The organism is Emticicia oligotrophica DSM 17448, from assembly GCF_000263195.1.
GTDB lineage: Bacteria > Bacteroidota > Bacteroidia > Cytophagales > Spirosomataceae > Emticicia > Emticicia oligotrophica.
The window spans coordinates 3,924,104-3,942,838 of the sequence record NC_018748.1; the positions used below are offsets into that span (position 1 = coordinate 3,924,104).

Annotated in this window: 13 protein-coding genes; 10 read left to right on the top strand and 3 right to left on the bottom strand. The window is 34.7% G+C overall.

The features are described 5' to 3' along the window. The first annotated feature begins 34 nt into the window (after positions 1 to 34). The 6 genes from EMTOL_RS16255 (at position 35) to EMTOL_RS16280 (ending at position 6,363) form a co-directional block, all read left to right on the top strand. Complete coding sequence (locus EMTOL_RS16255; RefSeq protein ID WP_015030401.1) at positions 35 to 1,300, top strand: TolC family protein; 1,266 nt, start codon at positions 35 to 37, stop codon at positions 1,298 to 1,300. A gap of 24 nt (positions 1,301 to 1,324) precedes the next feature. Continuing rightward, entirely contained in the window at positions 1,325 to 2,308 is a 984-nt protein-coding gene (locus EMTOL_RS16260; protein ID WP_015030402.1) for an HlyD family secretion protein, read from the top strand. A gap of 11 nt (positions 2,309 to 2,319) precedes the next feature. Beyond that, positions 2,320 to 3,237 carry an ABC transporter ATP-binding protein gene (locus tag EMTOL_RS16265; protein WP_015030403.1) on the top strand — a complete coding sequence of 306 codons (918 nt, stop codon included), beginning with the start codon at positions 2,320 to 2,322 and terminating at the stop codon, positions 3,235 to 3,237. Beyond that, a complete protein-coding gene (locus EMTOL_RS16270) occupies positions 3,230 to 3,976 on the top strand; it encodes an ABC transporter ATP-binding protein (protein WP_015030404.1) in 747 nt (248 codons plus the stop codon). The genes EMTOL_RS16265 and EMTOL_RS16270 overlap by 8 nt, the downstream gene beginning before the upstream one ends. Positions 3,977 to 4,053: 77 nt before the next feature. Next, positions 4,054 to 5,160, top strand: coding sequence for an ABC transporter permease (locus tag EMTOL_RS16275; protein WP_015030405.1), 1,107 nt, complete (start codon positions 4,054 to 4,056; stop codon positions 5,158 to 5,160). A gap of 81 nt (positions 5,161 to 5,241) precedes the next feature. Beyond that, on the top strand, positions 5,242 to 6,363 hold the full coding sequence (locus tag EMTOL_RS16280) for an ABC transporter permease (protein ID WP_015030406.1): 1,122 nt from the start codon (positions 5,242 to 5,244) through the stop codon (positions 6,361 to 6,363). A gap of 2 nt (positions 6,364 to 6,365) precedes the next feature. Here the strand turns inward: EMTOL_RS16280 and EMTOL_RS16285 are convergent, their stop codons facing one another. Further along, on the bottom strand, positions 6,366 to 6,881 hold the full coding sequence (locus EMTOL_RS16285) for a hypothetical protein (protein ID WP_015030407.1): 516 nt from the start codon (positions 6,879 to 6,881) through the stop codon (positions 6,366 to 6,368). A 234-nt stretch (positions 6,882 to 7,115) separates the two neighbouring features. Then, entirely contained in the window at positions 7,116 to 9,611 is a 2,496-nt protein-coding gene (gene tamL, locus EMTOL_RS16290; RefSeq protein WP_015030409.1) for a translocation and assembly module lipoprotein TamL, read from the bottom strand. 67 nt (positions 9,612 to 9,678) lie between these two features. On the opposite strand from tamL, the gene EMTOL_RS16295 reads away from it, so the two are divergent. The 4 genes from EMTOL_RS16295 to EMTOL_RS16310 all read left to right on the top strand — a co-directional run bounded on the left by EMTOL_RS16295 (position 9,679) and on the right by EMTOL_RS16310 (position 16,345). Continuing rightward, complete coding sequence (locus EMTOL_RS16295) at positions 9,679 to 10,428, top strand: TrmH family RNA methyltransferase (protein WP_015030410.1); 750 nt, start codon at positions 9,679 to 9,681, stop codon at positions 10,426 to 10,428. Between the two features lie 88 nt (positions 10,429 to 10,516). Next, on the top strand, positions 10,517 to 11,827 hold the full coding sequence (locus EMTOL_RS16300; RefSeq protein WP_015030411.1) for a serine hydrolase domain-containing protein: 1,311 nt from the start codon (positions 10,517 to 10,519) through the stop codon (positions 11,825 to 11,827). 154 nt (positions 11,828 to 11,981) lie between these two features. Next, on the top strand, positions 11,982 to 14,837 hold the full coding sequence (locus EMTOL_RS16305; RefSeq protein ID WP_015030412.1) for a TonB-dependent receptor: 2,856 nt from the start codon (positions 11,982 to 11,984) through the stop codon (positions 14,835 to 14,837). 158 nt (positions 14,838 to 14,995) lie between these two features. Beyond that, the gene (locus EMTOL_RS16310) at positions 14,996 to 16,345 is read left to right on the top strand and encodes an FGGY-family carbohydrate kinase (protein ID WP_015030413.1); all 1,350 of its coding nucleotides are present in this window, start codon (positions 14,996 to 14,998) and stop codon (positions 16,343 to 16,345) included. 70 nt (positions 16,346 to 16,415) lie between these two features. On the opposite strand, the gene EMTOL_RS16315 is transcribed toward EMTOL_RS16310, so the two are convergent. Further along, positions 16,416 to 18,692, bottom strand: coding sequence for an NADP-dependent malic enzyme (locus EMTOL_RS16315; RefSeq protein ID WP_015030414.1), 2,277 nt, complete (start codon positions 18,690 to 18,692; stop codon positions 16,416 to 16,418). Between the last annotated feature and the right edge of the window lie 43 nt (positions 18,693 to 18,735).

Sequence of the window (18,735 nt, forward strand, 5' to 3'; positions counted from 1 at the left end):
TCGAATCTTACAAATTTTTAACAATTTTCAAGAAATGAAACAATTAAGCACTTTACTTACTTTCGTGCTGCTATTGAAGGGTTTCTTAGTTTCGGGGCAAACTTCGCTGCAATCTTGTATTGATTTGGCGGAAAGAAATAATCCTCAAGCTAAACTTTTACCATTGGTTGCAGAGGCTGAAGCCTTGCAAATAGCAGCATTGAATAAAAATTATCTACCACAAACCTCTGTGGGTGGTCAAGCTACTTGGCAATCGGCCGTAACAAGTTTGCCCATTTCATTGCCCAATATTAAGGTTCCTACTATTTCTAAAGACCAATATAAGGCAACTTTAGAAGTAACTCAAACAGTTTGGGACGGTGGCTTAACCAAAAGTCAAAAACAAATAGCAACTGCATCTGCAAATGCCGATTCTCGAAATATTGAAAGCAATTTGTATCTGATTCGTGAGCAAATTTCTAACCTATATTTTGGAATTTTATTGGCAGAAAAACAATTTCAAAATACTGAAATCATTAAAAATGACATTGAAAGCCAACTAAAAAAGCAAAGTGCAAACTTAGACAATGGAACGGCAATCAAAAGCAATTTAATGATGCTTGAAGCTCGATTAATTGAGTTAAAGCAGCAGCAAAGAGAGATTAAAAGTAGAAAATTAGCCGCATTAAAAGGACTTTCAATTTTAACAGGAAAAGAGTTTTTAGAAAATACAGTTTTAGAAGAACCTCGTTTGGCAATGGCTGAAAATGCAGGTATAGACCGTCCAGAATTAAAGTATTTTGATGCACAAAAATCATTAGCAGAAGCAAATAAATTAGGCATAAAATCGAAATATGCTCCTAAGTTAAATCTTTTTGCCACGGGTGGTTATGGTCGTCCAGGTTTGAATATGCTTTCTCCAGATTTTGCCACTTATTTTATCGGTGGAGTTTCATTACGTATTCCACTTTCAAATTTTTATTTGAAAACCAAAACATCAGATTTACGCCAAATTGATATCAATAAAGAGAAAATTGAGCAACAAAAAGCCCTTTTCTTACAGCAAACTCAATTGAAATTGGCCACTCAGAACGAAGATTTTCTAAAACTTCAAGATCAAATCAAAGAAGACCAACGCCTGATTGAAATTCGTGGATACATGAAAAAAGTTGCTGAAAATCGACTTGAAAACGGCATGATTACCGTGAGCGATTATATAACAGAGGTAGATAACGAATCAATAGCTAAACAAAATTTGAGTTTACACCAAATTCAACAAATGCAGATTATCAATAATATTAAAATTTTGAAAGGAAACTAAGCATTCGCTAAAAGCAAACATACAATGAAAACAATCTATCAAACATATTTTGCCGTGGCCTTGACTCTTGGCATTACGGCTTGTAATTCATCAAAAACAGATTTCGATGCCACCGGCGTTTTTGAAGCAGAAGAGGTTATAATTTCGTCAGAATCTAATGGAAAATTACTGGCGTTAAATATAACAGAAGGTGATGCCTTAACAGTAGGGCAGGAGGTTGGACAAGTTGATTGTCAGAATATCAACCTTCAAAAAGCTCAAACAGAGGCTAGTATTGCGGCTCTAAAACTCAAACAAAATGAGGCTACTCCACAAGTGAAAATTTTAGAAAAACAAATTGAAACCCAAAAAGCTGTTTTAGCTACCCAAAAGGAACAATTAACTCTATTAGAAAAAGAACGTAAACGTCTTCAAAACTTAGTCAATGCAGAGGCTGCACCAACTAAGCAATTAGATGACATTGTGGGTCAAATTGAAATTTTGAAGAAACAAATGACAAGCACTCAAAGTCAAATTGAAGTAATTTCTCAGCAAATTTCATCGCAGAAAGAACAAATTAGTATCCAAAATCGTGGAATTTTAAGTGAAACTCAGCCTTTGCAAGTACGTGTCTCTCAAATTGACGAACAATTAGGACATTGTAAAGTAATTAATCCAATTGCGGGAACGGTATTAGTAAAATATGCTGAATCGAATGAAATGACAGGTATGGGTAAACCACTTTATAAGATTGCTGACTTAAGTACGATGACACTGCGTGCCTATGTTTCGGGTACACAACTCGGACAAGTAAAGGTTAATCAACCAGTGAAGATTTTTATTGATAATGGAAAAGATGCTTACAAAGAAATGCAAGGTACTATTACTTGGATTTCAAGTAAAGCTGAGTTCACTCCAAAAACCATTCAGACCAAAGATGAACGTGAAAATTTGGTTTATGCAGCCAAAATTAAAGTGAAAAATGATGGATTCATCAAGATAGGAATGTATGGTGAAGTGAAATTTTAAACCAAGCCGCTATGTCATCAGTCATTATTGAAAATATCACTAAAACTTACGATAAAGGCACTGTAAAAGCCTTAGATAGGGTAAGTTTTGAAGTGAAATCAGGCGAATTATTCGGACTTATCGGTGCAGATGGTGCAGGTAAAACAACCCTTTTTAGAATCTTAACCACCTTATTGATTCCTGATTCGGGAAAAGCAATAGTTGCAGGTTATGATGTGGTGAAGGATTTCAAGCAAATTAGGCAAATTGTGGGCTATATGCCGGGTAAGTTTTCCTTGTATCAAGATTTGAGTATTGAAGAAAATCTAAACTTTTTTGCAACTGTTTTTGGTACTACCGTTGAAGAAAACTACGAATTGATTCGAGAAATATATGTGCAAATCGAACCTTTTAAAAAGCGTTTAGCTGGCAAACTTTCAGGTGGAATGAAGCAAAAGTTGGCCCTTTGTTGTGCCTTGATTCACGAACCTAAAGTTTTATTCTTGGATGAACCCACAACGGGTGTTGACCCAGTTTCGAGAAAAGAATTTTGGGAAATGTTGGGAAGATTGAAGGAGCGGGGAATTACTATAATTGTTTCTACGCCCTATATGGATGAAGCGAAACTTTGTGATAGAATTGCCTTAATTCAAAATGCAAAGATTTTGGATGTCGATACATTAGATGGAATTTTAACTAAAAATAAGCAAAATCTATTGGCAGTTAGCAGCGATAATATGTATCATCTTTTGAAGGATTTGAGAGCTTATCCCGATGCTGTTTCTTGTTTTGCTTTTGGTCAACATCATCATTTACAGGTGAAAAATGCCTCATCAAGCATTGAAAACTTAAGTGAATACCTCACTGAGCACCAACATTCCAATATTTCTATTGAGGCAATTAATCCAGATATTGAAGATACTTTTATAAAACTTATGCAAGATGCTTAACGAAGAAATTGTCATAAAAACGAATAAGTTGACCAAGACTTTCGGAGATTTTACAGCCGTCAATGCCATCAGTTTTGAAGTAAAATCGGGAGAAATATTTGGGTTTTTAGGAGCGAATGGTGCTGGCAAAACTACCGCCATGCGTATTTTATGCGGCTTGCTTTCGCCAACTTCGGGCGAGGCAAAGGTAGCTGGTTATGATGTTTACAAAGAAAATGAGTCAATCAAACGACACATTGGCTATATGAGTCAAAAGTTTTCTTTGTACGAAAACCTAACCGTTAAAGAAAATATTGAGTTTTTTGGCGGGATTTATGGACTTTCCCGCAAAGAATTGAAAGAAAAAGGAAATGATTTGATTAATCGATTGGGAATGGAGAAGGAGGCCGATAAGTTAGTTGGTTCTTTACCTTTGGGTTGGAAACAAAAAATTTCTTTCTCAACGGCCATTTTACACCAACCTAAAATTGTATTCTTAGACGAACCAACGGGTGGTGTTGACCCAATCACTCGTCGTCAATTTTGGGATATGATTTATGAAGCTACCGATTCGGGCATTACAGTTTTCGTAACTACTCACTATATGGACGAAGCTGAATATTGCAATCGTGTTTCGATAATGGTTGATGGTTCGATTTCTGCCCTTGATACCCCACATAATCTCAAACAACAATTTGAAACCGATTCTATGGAAGGCGTATTCTTGAAACTAGCTCGTCAAGCCAAGCGAGGAGATTAAATCCCTTATAAATTGAATTTCTCCAAAGGTGATACATACAATATTACTGGTTTTTCCAGTTGACCTTTAATCAAAATATGAAACTATTTTTTTCATTTATACGCAAAGAATTTTGGCATGTACTTCGCGATACTCGCAGTTTAGTGATTTTGCTTGGAATGCCCGTCATGATGATGCTTTTGTTTGGTTTTGCTTTATCAAACGAAGTAAAAAACTCAAATATTGGTGTTCTAGATTTATCTCATGATGAAACTACCCAGTTGTTAACCGATCGTTTTGACCAAAGTAGGTATTTCTCAGTAACAAAAAATCTAACGCGTGAAAGTCAAATCGAAGAAGCATTTCGTAAAAACGAGCTTCGAATGGTTGTCATTTTTCCACCAAAATTCCGTGAAGGTTTACTTCATAACAATCAAGCACAAATTAGATTAGTTGGAGATGCCACCGACCCGAATACTTCAAATATCATGATTAACTATGCTTCGGCAATTTTACGTGATTATCAGAATGAGTTGTTTGGCGAGCAAAAACTACCTTATCAAATTAATGTAGAAAGTAGTATGCTCTATAATCCTAAACTAAGTAGTAGTTTCAACTTTGTACCCGGTGTAATGACCTTAATTCTGATGCTGTTGGGAGCAATGATGACTTCAGTTTCTATTGTAAAAGAGAAAGAAAAAGGTACGATGGAAATTTTACTAGTTTCGCCTATGCGTCCATTAATGGTAGTGATAACGAAGGCAATACCTTACCTTTTGCTCTGTTTTATTGATGTTTTATTGATTTTGCTCTTAGCCTATACTGTTCTTGAAATGCCGTTGAGAGGAAATCTATTCCTGCTTTTAGCTGAAAGTATCTTGTTTATTTTCACTACACTTTCACTCGGATTATTGATTTCCAACTTGGTTGACAAACAACAAACCGCCATGTTTATATCATTGGTAGGTTTAATGATGCCCGCTTTGATATTCAGCGGTTTCATGTTTCCGCTGGAGAATATGCCATTACCTATGCAAATCATAAGTAATCTCGTTCCAACAAAATGGTATTACAGTATTGTTAGTAGTATAATGGTGAAAGGTTTAGGCATTAAGTTTATCTGGAAACAAACCTTGATATTAGTAGCCATGACTGTTTTTTATTTGGCAGTAGCCATGAAGAAATTTAAGATTAGATTGGAGTAATCCTTAAGGGAATTTGATTCATTAATGATTAGGCTTCAAAGAAAATCTTCCGAAGTCTGAAGAAACTAATTCAACATTGACATGAGAAATCTTTCATTTATATTACAAAAAGAGTTTAGGCAAATTTTTAGAGATAAAACCATTCTCCGAATGATGTTTATCATGCCTATTCTTCAGCTCATCATTATTCCATTAGCTGCCGATTATGAGATAAAACACTTGTCAATTAGTGTAATTGACCAAGACCATTCAACTTATTCAAAAAGACTTATAACAAAGCTTACTTCATCGGGCTATTTTAGATTGGTGCAATATGATAATTCATATGCTAAAGCTCTGGAAAATGTTGGTAATGGAAAAACTGATTTAATTTTAACAATTCCTACCCATTTTGAACGTAATTTAATCAAAGAAAATAAGGCAACTTTAGCTTTAGCGGCCGATGCCGTTAGTAATACCAAAGCAGGCTTGGGTTCATCTTATGCTACCCAAATTATCAATGATTTCAATAATGAAATTCGTGAAGAATGGATTCGAATGCCTAGGTTTAATGATATGCCACAAATCCTGATTACAAATGCTAATTGGTATAATCCCCACATTGATTATCATTTGCTTATGGTGCCTGGGATTTTGGCCATTTTGGTTACAATGGTTGGTAGTTTTCTTGCAAGTTTGAATATCGTTTCAGAGAAAGAAATAGGCACGATTGAGCAAATTAATGTTACTCCTATTAAGAAACACGAATTTATTTTAGGTAAACTTATACCATTTTGGGTATTAGGAATGATTACCGTAACGATAGGTATGTTGGTGGCTTTTGCTATTTTTAGAATTATCCCGCAAGGTTCTTATTTGATAGTTTATTTATTTTCAGGTGTTTACCTATTAAGTGTGCTCGGAATAGGTTTACTTTTAAGTACTTTTTCAGATTCGCAACAACAAGCCACTCTTTTTGCCTTCTTTTTTATGATGGTCTTTGTACTCATGAGCGGACTTTACACGCCTATTGAGAGTATGCCAAGTTGGGCAAAAGTGATTGCCTATTGTAATCCACCGATGTATTTTGTGAAAGTTATTCGTTCTGTATTTATCAAAGGAAGTGGCTTTGCAGATATGCTACCAGAATTTGCAGCAATTGTAGTTTTTGCCATTTTCTTTAATGTACTAGCCATTCTAAATTATCGAAAAAGAAGTGCCTAAATTTATTTGAGCGTAAAACTATTCAAAAATGATTCAATTAAAGGCTGATAATAATTGTATTTCTTACTTTCGGCCGAAAAAGTTACAATATAAACTTTACTTGATTTTACATAAAAATATTGCCTCCATGTTTGTTGAAAAGTATCTTTTTCTCCAGTGTAGGTGATACGCATCACATTTGACTTTAGTTTCTTTTTTTCTATCACCTTGAAATTTTTTACAACTTTTGGTAGATAATCAATAGAAAATGCCGTGTATTTGTCAACTGTATAGCTGGCAGAAGGTAATGGATTGAAAGTGAGATTGATACTTTCTGTGTAAGTATCAGGCCATGTAAGGGTATCGCCCGGTGCAAGAATCGTGCACTCATTGGCTGCACAATTAGCTTTTAGTCGCCAACTACTTGGATAATTGATTTTATAAGGTTTAAAATCTAAAACTTTTATACTATCTGTTAGTGAAGCATTGGCTTTATTGAAGCCTAAAATGATAATCAATACAACGAAAAGTTTTTTCATATATTAAAGATTTTATTTTGCTGTTTTCAGACTTCTCAATCAGAGAAGTCTTTTTTATTAATTCTTCTTCTTTGGTCCGCCAATTTTATAAATTAAATAGCCAAATCCTATTAAGAAATGTAGAATAATAATTGCCCCGACGATATAATAAGTAGTCATTTTAGTTTGATTTATTTACAAATAAATACGAACATTACTAAACTCAAAATGACTAAAGTCACATACTCTAGCAATTTAAAAAGGATATCCAATGGCAAATCTCAATGCTGGGTAATATTCTTGTTTTCGGCTTAGTTTGAGTTCGTCTAAAACAAAGCGTTGCCCTACTGGTTTGGCAGGGTCGAAAACTTTTATGCCCCAGTCTATTCTTGCCACGAAATAATCTAAATCTAAACGAATTCCTGCACCTGTACCAACCGCAATTTCTTTATAAAATCTTCCCCAATCAAAATTTGCTTGATTATATTTACTTTCAATCTGATACCATTTCCAAACGTTACCTGCATCTACAAAAAGCCCTAAATTCCAATTTCCAATAAATCTGAACATATATTTTCGGAGTTCCACACTTGACTCTAAGATAATATCTCCGGGTTGTTGTGAAAAACGATTGTTGATAGTTGTACCTGCTGCCGAACCTGGTCCGAGTGAGCGAGGTTGCCATGCTCGAATACTATTTGGTCCGCCAATAAAGAAGTTTTTCTCGAAAGGCATTGCTCGGTTTTGACCGTAAGGATGAGCAACACCCATATTTAGCCTAAATGCCCAAGAATCACGTTGATTGATAGGAATGTATCTTCTATAATCAAAATTTATTTTTACGAATCGAAAATATGCCCTTTTTGGAGTATCTAATGGAAAAATATTATCAATAAATTTGATTTGATTTTTATTTGGGAAGAAATTAAGGGTAGTTCCGCCCGATTCTACAAATAGTCTAAAATATTTTGCACGTGTATTTTTGCCCTGTTGCTGGTTATTGAAGATATATGTTGCATTAATACTCGAAACAAACTGCGGGTCATAAAGTACTTTTAGATTTGGATTATTGATTAAAACTTCTTCAAAAGCAGCACTTTTAAATGGTGTGTTGATTAGGTTAATATCAAACGGAGAAATTAAAATAGTTTCATATTTTGAGCGTTGCCATGAATAGTTTCCTGTTAGGCGAAATACCTGTCTTTCAAATAGTCTTTGTTTAGAATTATTAAAACTCAAGGCTAATTGTGTTCGTGGGCTTTTTAGGCTTAATAAATTAGAAATTTTACCCAAGAAGATAATTTTTGGAATATTTAAGGCCAAATTTGCCCCTAATTCACGACTCCTTTGAGTGGTAGAATCTAAACCAGGTTGACCTTCAAGATTGGCACGAAGACCCAACTCTGTTGTTTCAAGCATACTCAACAAGTTGCGAGCACGAAGCGAAATACTAGCTCCACCGCCCAAAATGTTGTTGATATTATTGACGTCAAAATTATAGGCTGTGGTATATTTTGGATTTGTTGGAGCAATAATATCTGCCCTCAATTTATTTTCAGGTAATTGAGTAAACCTTACATTCGCAAACGCAAATTGGTCGAGACCATAAAGTTGGCGGTTAGTTTCATTCACCAAAGAAGCCTTGAAAAGTTGATTAGGGCGAATAAGAATTTTTTTATCTAAGATTCTCGCAGGAAATTTCTTGCCAATAAATGTATATCTAATACTATTTAATTCAATATTCGTCGTATCAATTTTAAGTGAATTATCAGATGAAGCATCGGCTGAAATAAAATTAACTGATTCGAGGGTAAATTGCTCATGTTGTTCTTTTTGCAGCGGATTTCTGATATTTAAGCCTAGATTTACTTTGTATCCTCTTTTGATATAATCGGTTGTATCAATCTCAACACTGATATAGTTTTTAGCGATAAAATTAAAATAGCCATTTTCCTTAAAAAATGATTCAATTCTAATCTTTTCGGCATCAATATTCCCAAAATCAATATTTTTATTTGATTTTAGTAAACTCGTTGATTGATATTTTTTCAATAAAGAATCAATTTTGATATCTTCTACATTGAATTTAATACTATCAATTCGATAACCACTCTTCTCATCTACCAAATAGGTTAGTTTTACTCTTTTGTTAGTGTTTACTGAATCTATTTTGTAGCTAACTTTATTATCGAAATAACCCTTGCTGTATAAATAATCATGAATACTACTGCTCGTGCGTTTGATGGCATTTTCAGTAATTATGGCAGGAGCTTCTCCAATATTTTTCATCCACCAATTTTCTTTGGTTTCCAGTCTGTCTTTAAAAATATTGATTTTATTTTGAAAGCGTTTTCGTTTTCTTTCAATTTTAGCATCGTAGATTTCTGGATTAGGTAATACTTCTAATCTATTTTGCCATTTTTTTAGTCTTTTATTAATTTTTTCGTCACGATAAAATGATTTGCCTAAATTATAAAATCCTACATAAGGAGCTACTGGTAAGTATAAAATTCGACGATTAGGTCTTTGCGTAGGAGGAATAAGGAGGTCGAGTTCCTCAGTTGAGATTTGTTTATTACCTTTGAACTCAAAATTATTCAGACGATATTCATCTCGCTCTAATTGTACTTTTGGTGTACAAGAGCTAGCCAACAAAACAATAGAGCAAATAGTTAAAGATTTGTAAATGAGTTTTCTATCAAAAAATGTTTGCAATGCATAAAAAAGATATGAGACTACTTTCAAAATCATAAATTGCTTGTTTGTCAGTTGAGTAAAGTTTAGTTTCAACCGCCCTAAAATAGTAAATTCAAATAAAATGTTTTCAAAACAACAACAAAAGTACGTTCAATCTCTGCAAATAAAAAAATATCGACAAGAACATCAACGTTTTTTAGTAGAAGGTGCTAAAAGTGTTCAAGAATTATTGAACTCTGATTTGGAAATAGAACTATTACTTTGTACACCTAAGTTCTATGCAGAAAACGAAAAAAAGCTTGAAAAAATATCAGTAGAGCAGATTTCACAAGCAGAACTTGAAAAAAATGGAACGCTGCAAAGTAATGATGCGGCATTGGCAGTTGTAAAAATGCGTCATAATGCACCTCTTACTGCTGAAAAAGATGAGTTCGTATTGGTATTAGATGATATTCGTGACCCTGGTAATTTTGGTACAATTCTTAGAATTGCCGATTGGTATGGCATCAAAAAAGTTATTTGTTCTGACTCAACAGTTGACTTCTATAACCCCAAAGTTATTGCGGCATCAATGGGTTCTTTTACAAGGATTAAGATTTACTATACCGAACTATCAAAATACTTCGAAAGGTTAATTAAAAAGGGGAATATTGAAATCATTGGTACTTTTTTAGATTCAGAAAATGTACATCATTTCCAATTCCCAAGCAGTGGCTATATTGTTTTAGGAAATGAATCCAATGGAATAGGAGAGTCGGTAGAAAAATTAATTACTAAGAAAATAACCATTCCAAGGTTCGGAGAGGCAGAATCACTCAATGTGGGGATTGCAACGGCAATAGTTTTAGATAATTTCCGAAGAAGAGAGTAAGTGAATTTTTATTCAATTATTTTTTGTGTTAATATTTTCTGATAATTATTAATAGTAGTATTATTTATCTTATTCAACCCATAAGTTCATGAGAAAAATTTATCTATTGCTCAGCATTTTACTTGTTTTTATACAATCAAATGCTCAAACTCAACTAACTTCTTCGGTATCTTCTAAACCTCTTTCTGTTGCTAAAAATCCTGAAGAAGTAGGAATATCTTCTGAAAGACTTAAACGAATAGATAACGCTTTGGGTCAATTAGTTGAGCAAAATAAACTTCCCGGTATGGTGGCTTTATTTACTCGAAATGGACAAATTGTTTACCAAAAGGCATTCGGATACGCTGATTTTCAGACTAAAAGGCCCATGAAGGTTGATGATATTTTTAGAATTGCCTCGATGACTAAAGCGATTACATCCACAGCAGTGATGATGTTGTATGAAGAAGGTAAATTCTCTTTAGACGACCCTATTTCGAAGTTTATTCCAGAGTTTAAAAATCCTCGTGTTTTAAAATCATTCCGATTCTCTGATACAACCTATACTAGCGAACCAGCTAAATCTGAAATTACTATTCGGCATTTGCTTACTCATACCTCTGGAATTGGTTATGGCGTTATTGATGGTGACGAAAGTTTTAAGGCTATGTACAAAAAAGCAGGAATTGTTGATTTATTCACAACTAATCCCGTCAAAATTGGAGATAATATTAAGAAATTAGCTAAGCTTCCATTACACCACAATCCGGGTGAAAAGTTTACATACAGTGAGGGTTTAGATGTTTTAGGATATTTTATAGAAATCGTATCGGGAATGCCTTTTGATGAATATTTGAGGACGCATTTGTTTGAACCATTAGGTATGAACGACACCTATTTTTATCTTCCTGAATCAAAAAAAGAGCGTTTAGTTTACATTCATAAACCAGATAGCTTAAAGACTTGGGTGCGTTTCCCTGTAACCTTTTACGACCCAAATTATCCAATTACAGGTGCAAAAACGTTCTTTTCGGGCGGAGCAGGTCTTTCTTCAACAGCAAAAGATTATGCTACCTTTTTGCAAATGCTACTTAATGGAGGAACAATGAATGGTAAACGTTTCTTGAGCAGAACAACCGTGAATTTATTGACAGCAACCAATCAGACGGGCGATTTATATGGTGGGCCAAAAGGCGAAAGTTTCTTTAGTTTGGGCTTTAGTGTGATTAGTCCAATAGGTGAGTTAAAAGGAAATGGAAGTGCTGGAAGATTTAATTGGGGAGGCTATTTTAATACAAATTATTGGGCTGACCCAAAAGAAAAAATTATCATGATTCTTATGAAACAAACTCAAGCGGCACTAGATGGTGGCTCTGAAGCTCTGTTCACTCGCATGATTTATCAAACAATTGATGATTAGAAAGGGGCAATTATAAAAGATTTATCTACACAACTCTCCTTTTGGTCGTTTAAGTCAATTTTTAGAATAAACTTTAGCTTTATTCAATATGTCTAATCAATTGAATATTGATAACATTGGTTTTGATTTTAAAATTGATTTTAGCTGAAAATATATGAAAAAGCTGTTACTTCAGACGTTTACTTTGATAATAGTTAGTATTTCTGTCTTTGCACAGAACTCAGAACTCACCGGAGTTGTCAAAGATGCTCAAGATAATACAGGTGTTTCTGGAGCAAGTATATTATTAATCAATGCACGAGACTCTACACTGCGTAAAGGAGTTTTGGCCGATGTTAATGGGGCTTTCAAATTGAGCAACTTAAAAACTGGCAACTATAAACTCAGAATTTCTTCAATTGGATACGCTAATCTTGAAACAAGGGTATCGCTCGGAAATGGATTAAAAGATTTAGGGATTTTAAAATTATCAGAAAATGCTAGTCAACTCGGCGAAGTGACGGTTCGTGAAAAACAAGTGCGAGTTGAACAAAAAGGCGATACAATTCAATATAATGCTAGTGCTTTTAAAACAAATCCAGATGCTACGGTTGAGGATTTGGTAAAGAAAATGCCGGGAGTTACAATCGAAAATGGGGTTGTAAAAGCACAAGGTGAGGAAGTAAAGAAAGTAACCGTTGATGGTCAGGAATTCTTTGGCGATGACGCAGCTTTGGCTCTAAAAAACTTACCTGCAGAAGTAGTAGATAGAATTCAGGTATTCGACCGTTTGAGTGAACAAGCACAGTTTACAGGGTTTGACGATGGTAATTCTGTAAAAACAATCAATATTACTACTCGTCAAAATAAAAATAATGGGCAGTTTGGTAAAATTTATGCTGGTGCAGGCGATGACCAACGCTATCAATCTGGTGCAAGTGTTAATTTTTTCAAGAAAGACCAACGCTTGACTATCATTGGTTTATCTAACAACATTAACCAACAAAACTTTTCTAACCAAGATATTTTAGGCGTACTAGGTAATTCTGGTGGCGGAGGTATGGGTGGTTTTGGTGGTGGCCAAGGTGGTGGAGGTGGTATGCGTCCACAAAGTGGAGGAGGTGGCGGAACAGGGCCACGAGGTGCTGGCGGTGGCCAAGGTGGCGGTGGCGGTGGTGATGCTGGTAATTTTATGGTCGGTCAACAACCTGGAATCGCAAAAACTACTTCAATAGGTTTAAATTATAGTGATAATCTTGGTAAAAAAGTAAAACTTTCAACAAGTTATTTCTTTAATGCAGCCAATAATGGTAATCAAAGTATTACTTCTCGTGAATATTTGGGTTCTGTACCTCAAATGTATCATGATACTAGCACTACACAAAATAAAAATCTAAATCATCGTGCAAACGTGCGATTAGAATATACTATTGATAAAAATAATTCTATTGTTTTTACGCCAAGAATTAGCTGGCAAGGAAACGATGCCTTATCCACGCTTTCGAGCCGAACTTTCTTGAATAGTCAGACAATCAATACAAATGCTACAAGTCGAAACTCTTCAAATAATGGTTTTAATTTTTCGGGTGATTTATTATTTCGTCATCGTTTTGCCAAAAATGGACGTACATTTTCAGTCAATTTAGGAAGTACAGTCAGTGACCAAACGGGCATTACAGCACAATACTCTATTAGTAGATATTTTACTCCAAGAGATACAACGCAGTTGGTTAATCAACAAACAAATTCACAAACCAATAGTAATCGTATGTCAATTGGAGTAACTTACACTGAACCAGTTGGAAAAATGGGTCAACTCCAATTCGACCATAATGTGAACTACACACTTAGTAATTCTGATAGAGAAGTAAATGCTTACGATGAAAAACTGTTTACATATAGTGTTCTAAAAACTTCTTTAAGTAGTGTTTTTGATAATACGTATTTGACGAACCGAACGGGTATGAGCTATCGTTTGAGAAGTAAAAATGGATTTTTTACATTAGGAGCGGCCTACCAAAATGCACAATTAGCTAGTCAACAAACCTATCCAATTGCACAGGATGTTAAGTATGCATTTAATAGTATTTTACCAAATGCCATGTTTAATTATCGTTTTACGAATAATGCAAACTTTCGAATTTTCTATCGTACCAATACCAATGCTCCATCTGTTACCCAGTTACAAGGAGTAATTAACAATAGTAATCCAACGCAGCTATCTACAGGAAATCCAGATTTGAAACAAGATTATAGTCATAATCTTTCGTTTAGATATGGTATTACAAATGCTAAAACCGCTCAAAATATTATGATGTTTTTGAATTTGACTTACGCGAATAATTCAATTGTTCAATCAACATTCATAGCAGATAAAGATTATATTTTAGCCCCTGGAATAACACTTTTTAAAGGTTCTCAACTAACAAAACCAATTAACCTCGACGGAGCATTAAATGCCCGAACATTTATGAGTTATGGTATTCCTGTTTCAAAAATTAAGTCGAATTTAAACTTAAGTGCCGGGGTAAGTTATGCCAAAAATCCCAATATGATTAATAACGTAAAAAGTTTCACTAATACTTACGGAATTAATGGTGGGGCTGTTTTGAGTAGTAATTTGAGTGAAAAAGTTGATTTTACGCTTTCATACACGCCAACTTACAGTATTGTTAGAAATTCAGTACAAACTTCGCTCAATACAAAATATGTTTTCCAAAATACCTCTTTCAAAATTAACTGGTTGTTTGGAAAAGGATTTTTGCTACAATCTGAAGTTTTAAATCAGGCGTATTCTGGTCTAGGTTCAGGGTTTAATCAAAACTTTACACTTTGGAATGCTGGTTTTGGGTATAAATTTTTGAAAAAACAAGCTGCTGAAATTAGACTAAATGTTTTTGATATTTTGAAACAAAATAATAGTATTGCTAGAAATGTTTCGACGGCTTACATTGAAGATGCTCGTAATCAAGTGCTTACGAGATATTTTATGTTGACTTTTACATATAATTTGAAAAACTTTAGATTGTAATTTTTTAAAGTTTAATTTGAAAGCCCTGCAAAGAAAATGTAGGGCTTTCTTGTTTAAAAGCAGTAGGGCACAGGCTTGTAGGTATGATATAAATTTGTATTTTTACAGCAATATTTTTTTAGAAATAAAACTACTCATATAAGCTTCAAATTTATTTCATGAAAGTCTGTGCCGTTTTTGATATTGGAAAAACCAATAAGAAATTACTTCTTTTTAATGAGGATTATCAAATAGTAAAAGAAGAACAATCGCAATTTGAAGAAGTTTTAGACGACGATGGCTTTCCTTGTGATGATTTAATTCAACTAAGTTCTTGGCTTAAAAAAACGCTTGAAAGTATTAAGCAAAATCCTGATTATGAGGTAGTTGGTCTTAATTTTTCCGCTTACGGTGCTACTTTGGTTCATTTGAATTCTGAAGGGAAACCGCTCACACCATTGTATAATTACCTTAAACCGTTTACTCGCCAAATGAGTAAAGCGTTTACAGATAAGTATTCATCGGGTTTTTTTACAGAAACTGCATCTCCTGAACTAGGCATGCTGAATTCTGGATTACAACTTTATTGGTTGAAAGAATCAAAACCAAGCATTTTTCATCAAATCAAATATTCGCTGCATTTACCTCAATATTGTAGCTATTTATTTACAAAACAACCTGTTTCAGAGATAACCAGTGTTGGTTGTCATACAGCCATTTGGGACTTTCAGAAGAAAGATTATCATACTTGGCTTGAATCAGAACATATACATTCAATTCAACAAAAGCCTTCGGTATCGAATGTTGCAACAAATATCGAAGGTATTGCCGTTGGTGTAGGTATTCATGATAGTTCATCTGCATTAGTGCCTTACTTGAAATCATTTGATGAAAGATTTATACTGCTTTCTACGGGTACTTGGGCCATAAGTTTAAATCCTTTTAATGATGAACCATTGACTGATGCCGAGCTACAAAAAGACTGTCTTTGCTATCTCAATTATCAAGGAAATCCTGTAAAAGCTGCACGTCTTTTTGCTGGAAACGAACATGAACGTCAAACCAAACATCTTGCTGAGTATTTTGGCAAGGAAATAGATTACTATAAGCAAGTAAAATATGACCACGAGATGGTGTGGTTTTTGAGAAATAAGTTCAAACAAGCAACACCCGAAACCGTTGATGTGGGTTTGTTGAAAGATTGTCCATTCGTAGAAAGAAATCTTAATTTATTCAAATCTTATGAAGAAGCTTATCATCAATTTATGCTTGATTTAGTGGCACAGCAAGTAGCTTCATTAAATTCGGTGATGGGTTGGAGTAAGCCCAAGCAGATTTATGTAGATGGTGGATTTTCGAAAAATGAGATTTATATGAATTTATTGGCGGAATCGTATGCGAATAAACAAATATTTGCTTCAGAAATTGCCCAAGCTTCTGCTTTAGGAGCCGCCTTAGTTATACATGAACATTGGAATTCAAAGCCAATTCCTCAACAATTAATTCATTTGAAGAGATATTTTTGTTGAGTTCTTATTAGTGTCATTAAAAAGCCTTGCAAATATCATTTGCAAGGCTTTAATATTTCTGGAAATCAAGTTATTTTCCTTGAGCTCCTACTACCGCAATAGCCACCATATCAACGATTTCACGCACAGAACTACCTAATTGTAATACGTGTACAGGCTTTTTCAAACCTAATAAAATTGGTCCGATTTTATCAATATTAGCAACTTCTTTAACAATATTATAAGCGATATTTGAAGAAGATAAATTCGGGAAAATGAGTGTGTTTGCTCTTCCATCAACCAAATCACTGAAAGGATGATTTTCTTTCAATAAATCAATATCAAAAGGTAAGTGAGCTTGCATTTCTCCATCAACAACCATATTTGGATGCTTGTCTTTTAGAATAGCCACTGCTTTTTGCATTTTTTGTGCATCTTCACCATCTGCACTACCAAAGTTTGAGTAAGTAAGTAATGCAATACGTGGTTTGATATTAAATTTCTCTACTTCTTTGGCCGCTAATTCAGTGATTTCAACAATTTCCTCAGCTGTTGGGTTAAAGTTGACCGTAGTATCGGCTAAGAATAAAGGGCCAAAACGGCTCATTAAGATATACATTCCTGATACTTTTTTCACTCCTTCCTGACGACCAATAATTTGTAATGCCGGACGAATGGTTTCAGGGTAGTTACGAGTCATACCACCAATCATGGCATCAGCTTCACCAGTTTCAATCATCATCGCACCAAAATAGTTGCGATTACGCATTAATTGTTTCGCTTCAAATTGATTATAACCTTTACGTTTACGTTTTTCAAAGAAAATCGCACCGAATTTTTCTAATCGCTCTTCTTGCTCATCAGCACGTGGGTCAATGATTTCAGCGTATGGTAAATCAATGTTATTTTCATCCAATAATTGAGTTATTCGTGCTACATTTCCCAACAAAATTGGTGTGGCAATTTTTTCATCTTGTACTTCTTGTGCTGCTTTCAATACGGTTAAGTTTTCAGCATCAGCAAAAACAATACGTTTTGGATTCAATTTCGCTTTCGTTCTAATGGCTTTTTTCAACGAATTATCTTGCCCCAATCGTTTAGATAATTGTGTATCATAAGCTTCCCAATCTTTAATTGGGAATTTCGCTACACCTGTTTCCATAGCAGCCTTTGCTACCGCTGGTGCAACTGTGGTAAGCAATCGAGGGTCAACTGGCTTTGGAATGATATAATTTCTTCCAAACGAAAGATTTGATTCTCCGTAAGCTAAATTAACAATATCTGGAACCGGTTTTTTAGCTAATTCAGCCAATGCACGAACCGCTGCCAATTTCATTTCCTCATTGATTACTTTCGAGCGAACATCTAAAGCACCACGGAAAATGTATGGGAAACCCAGTACGTTATTTACTTGGTTTGGATAATCAGAGCGTCCAGTAGCCATGATAATATCTTCACGAGCGGCCGTGGCTTCTTCGAATGAAATTTCAGGCGTAGGATTGGCCATTGCAAAAACAATCGCATCAGATGCCATTGATTTTACCATGTCTTGAGTGAGAATATTACCTTTAGAAAGTCCAACAAATACATCGGCACCTACTAAAGCTTCTGCTAAAGTAGTTTCGGCAGGCATATTATCGTTGGCAAATTCAATTTTTTTACCATCAAGATTGGTGCGGCTTGGGTGAATCAAGCCTTTACTATCAAACATAAAGATATTCTTCTTTTCAGCACCTAAAGAATTATACAGACGCGTACAAGAAATGGCCGAGGCACCTGCACCATTGATAATAATTTTTACCTTTGAAATATCTTTGTTTACTAATTCAAGAGCATTTAAAAGAGCCGCTGAAGAAATGATGGCTGTTCCGTGTTGGTCATCGTGCATCACGGGAATATTCAGCTCTGCCTTCAAACGTTCTTCAATTTCAAAACATTCTGGAGCAGAAATATCTTCAAGGTTTACTCCACCAAAAGTAGGTTCAAGAATTTTAACAGTACGTACAAATTCATCTACATCTTTGGTGTTTAATTCAATATCAAAAACATCAATATCGGCATAAATTTTAAATAGAAGTCCTTTTCCTTCCATTACTGGCTTTCCTGCTTCTGGACCAATATCTCCAAGTCCTAAAACGGCAGTTCCATTGGAAATTACAGCTACGAGATTTCCTTTAGCGGTGTATTTATACACATCTTCTGGGTTCTCGTAAATAGCCATACATGGGTCAGCAACACCCGGTGAATAGGCCAAAGAAAGGTCACGTTGGGTTGCGTATTCTTTACTCGGAACTACTTCAATTTTTCCGGGGCGGCCTTTAGCATGATAATGTAGGGCTTCTTCTTTTAAATTCTTTTTAGTACTCATTTTCGAATAAAAGGTTGTTTGATGATGCGAAGGTAAGGCTGAA

Bases quoted from the DNA above. Each gene is read 5' to 3' on its own strand.
- EMTOL_RS16255 (WP_015030401.1), top strand. From the start codon at position 35: ATGAAACAATTAAGCACTTTACTTACTTTCGTGCTGCTATTGAAGGGT.
- EMTOL_RS16260 (WP_015030402.1), top strand. From the start codon at position 1,325: ATGAAAACAATCTATCAAACATATTTTGCCGTGGCCTTGACTCTTGGC.
- EMTOL_RS16265 (WP_015030403.1), top strand. From the start codon at position 2,320: ATGTCATCAGTCATTATTGAAAATATCACTAAAACTTACGATAAAGGC.
- EMTOL_RS16270 (WP_015030404.1), top strand. From the start codon at position 3,230: ATGCTTAACGAAGAAATTGTCATAAAAACGAATAAGTTGACCAAGACT.
- EMTOL_RS16275 (WP_015030405.1), top strand. From the start codon at position 4,054: ATGAAACTATTTTTTTCATTTATACGCAAAGAATTTTGGCATGTACTT.
- EMTOL_RS16280 (WP_015030406.1), top strand. From the start codon at position 5,242: ATGAGAAATCTTTCATTTATATTACAAAAAGAGTTTAGGCAAATTTTT.
- EMTOL_RS16285 (WP_015030407.1), bottom strand. From the start codon at position 6,881: ATGAAAAAACTTTTCGTTGTATTGATTATCATTTTAGGCTTCAATAAA.
- tamL (WP_015030409.1), bottom strand. From the start codon at position 9,611: ATGATTTTGAAAGTAGTCTCATATCTTTTTTATGCATTGCAAACATTT.
- EMTOL_RS16295 (WP_015030410.1), top strand. From the start codon at position 9,679: ATGTTTTCAAAACAACAACAAAAGTACGTTCAATCTCTGCAAATAAAA.
- EMTOL_RS16300 (WP_015030411.1), top strand. From the start codon at position 10,517: ATGAGAAAAATTTATCTATTGCTCAGCATTTTACTTGTTTTTATACAA.
- EMTOL_RS16305 (WP_015030412.1), top strand. From the start codon at position 11,982: ATGAAAAAGCTGTTACTTCAGACGTTTACTTTGATAATAGTTAGTATT.
- EMTOL_RS16310 (WP_015030413.1), top strand. From the start codon at position 14,996: ATGAAAGTCTGTGCCGTTTTTGATATTGGAAAAACCAATAAGAAATTA.
- EMTOL_RS16315 (WP_015030414.1), bottom strand. From the start codon at position 18,692: ATGAGTACTAAAAAGAATTTAAAAGAAGAAGCCCTACATTATCATGCT.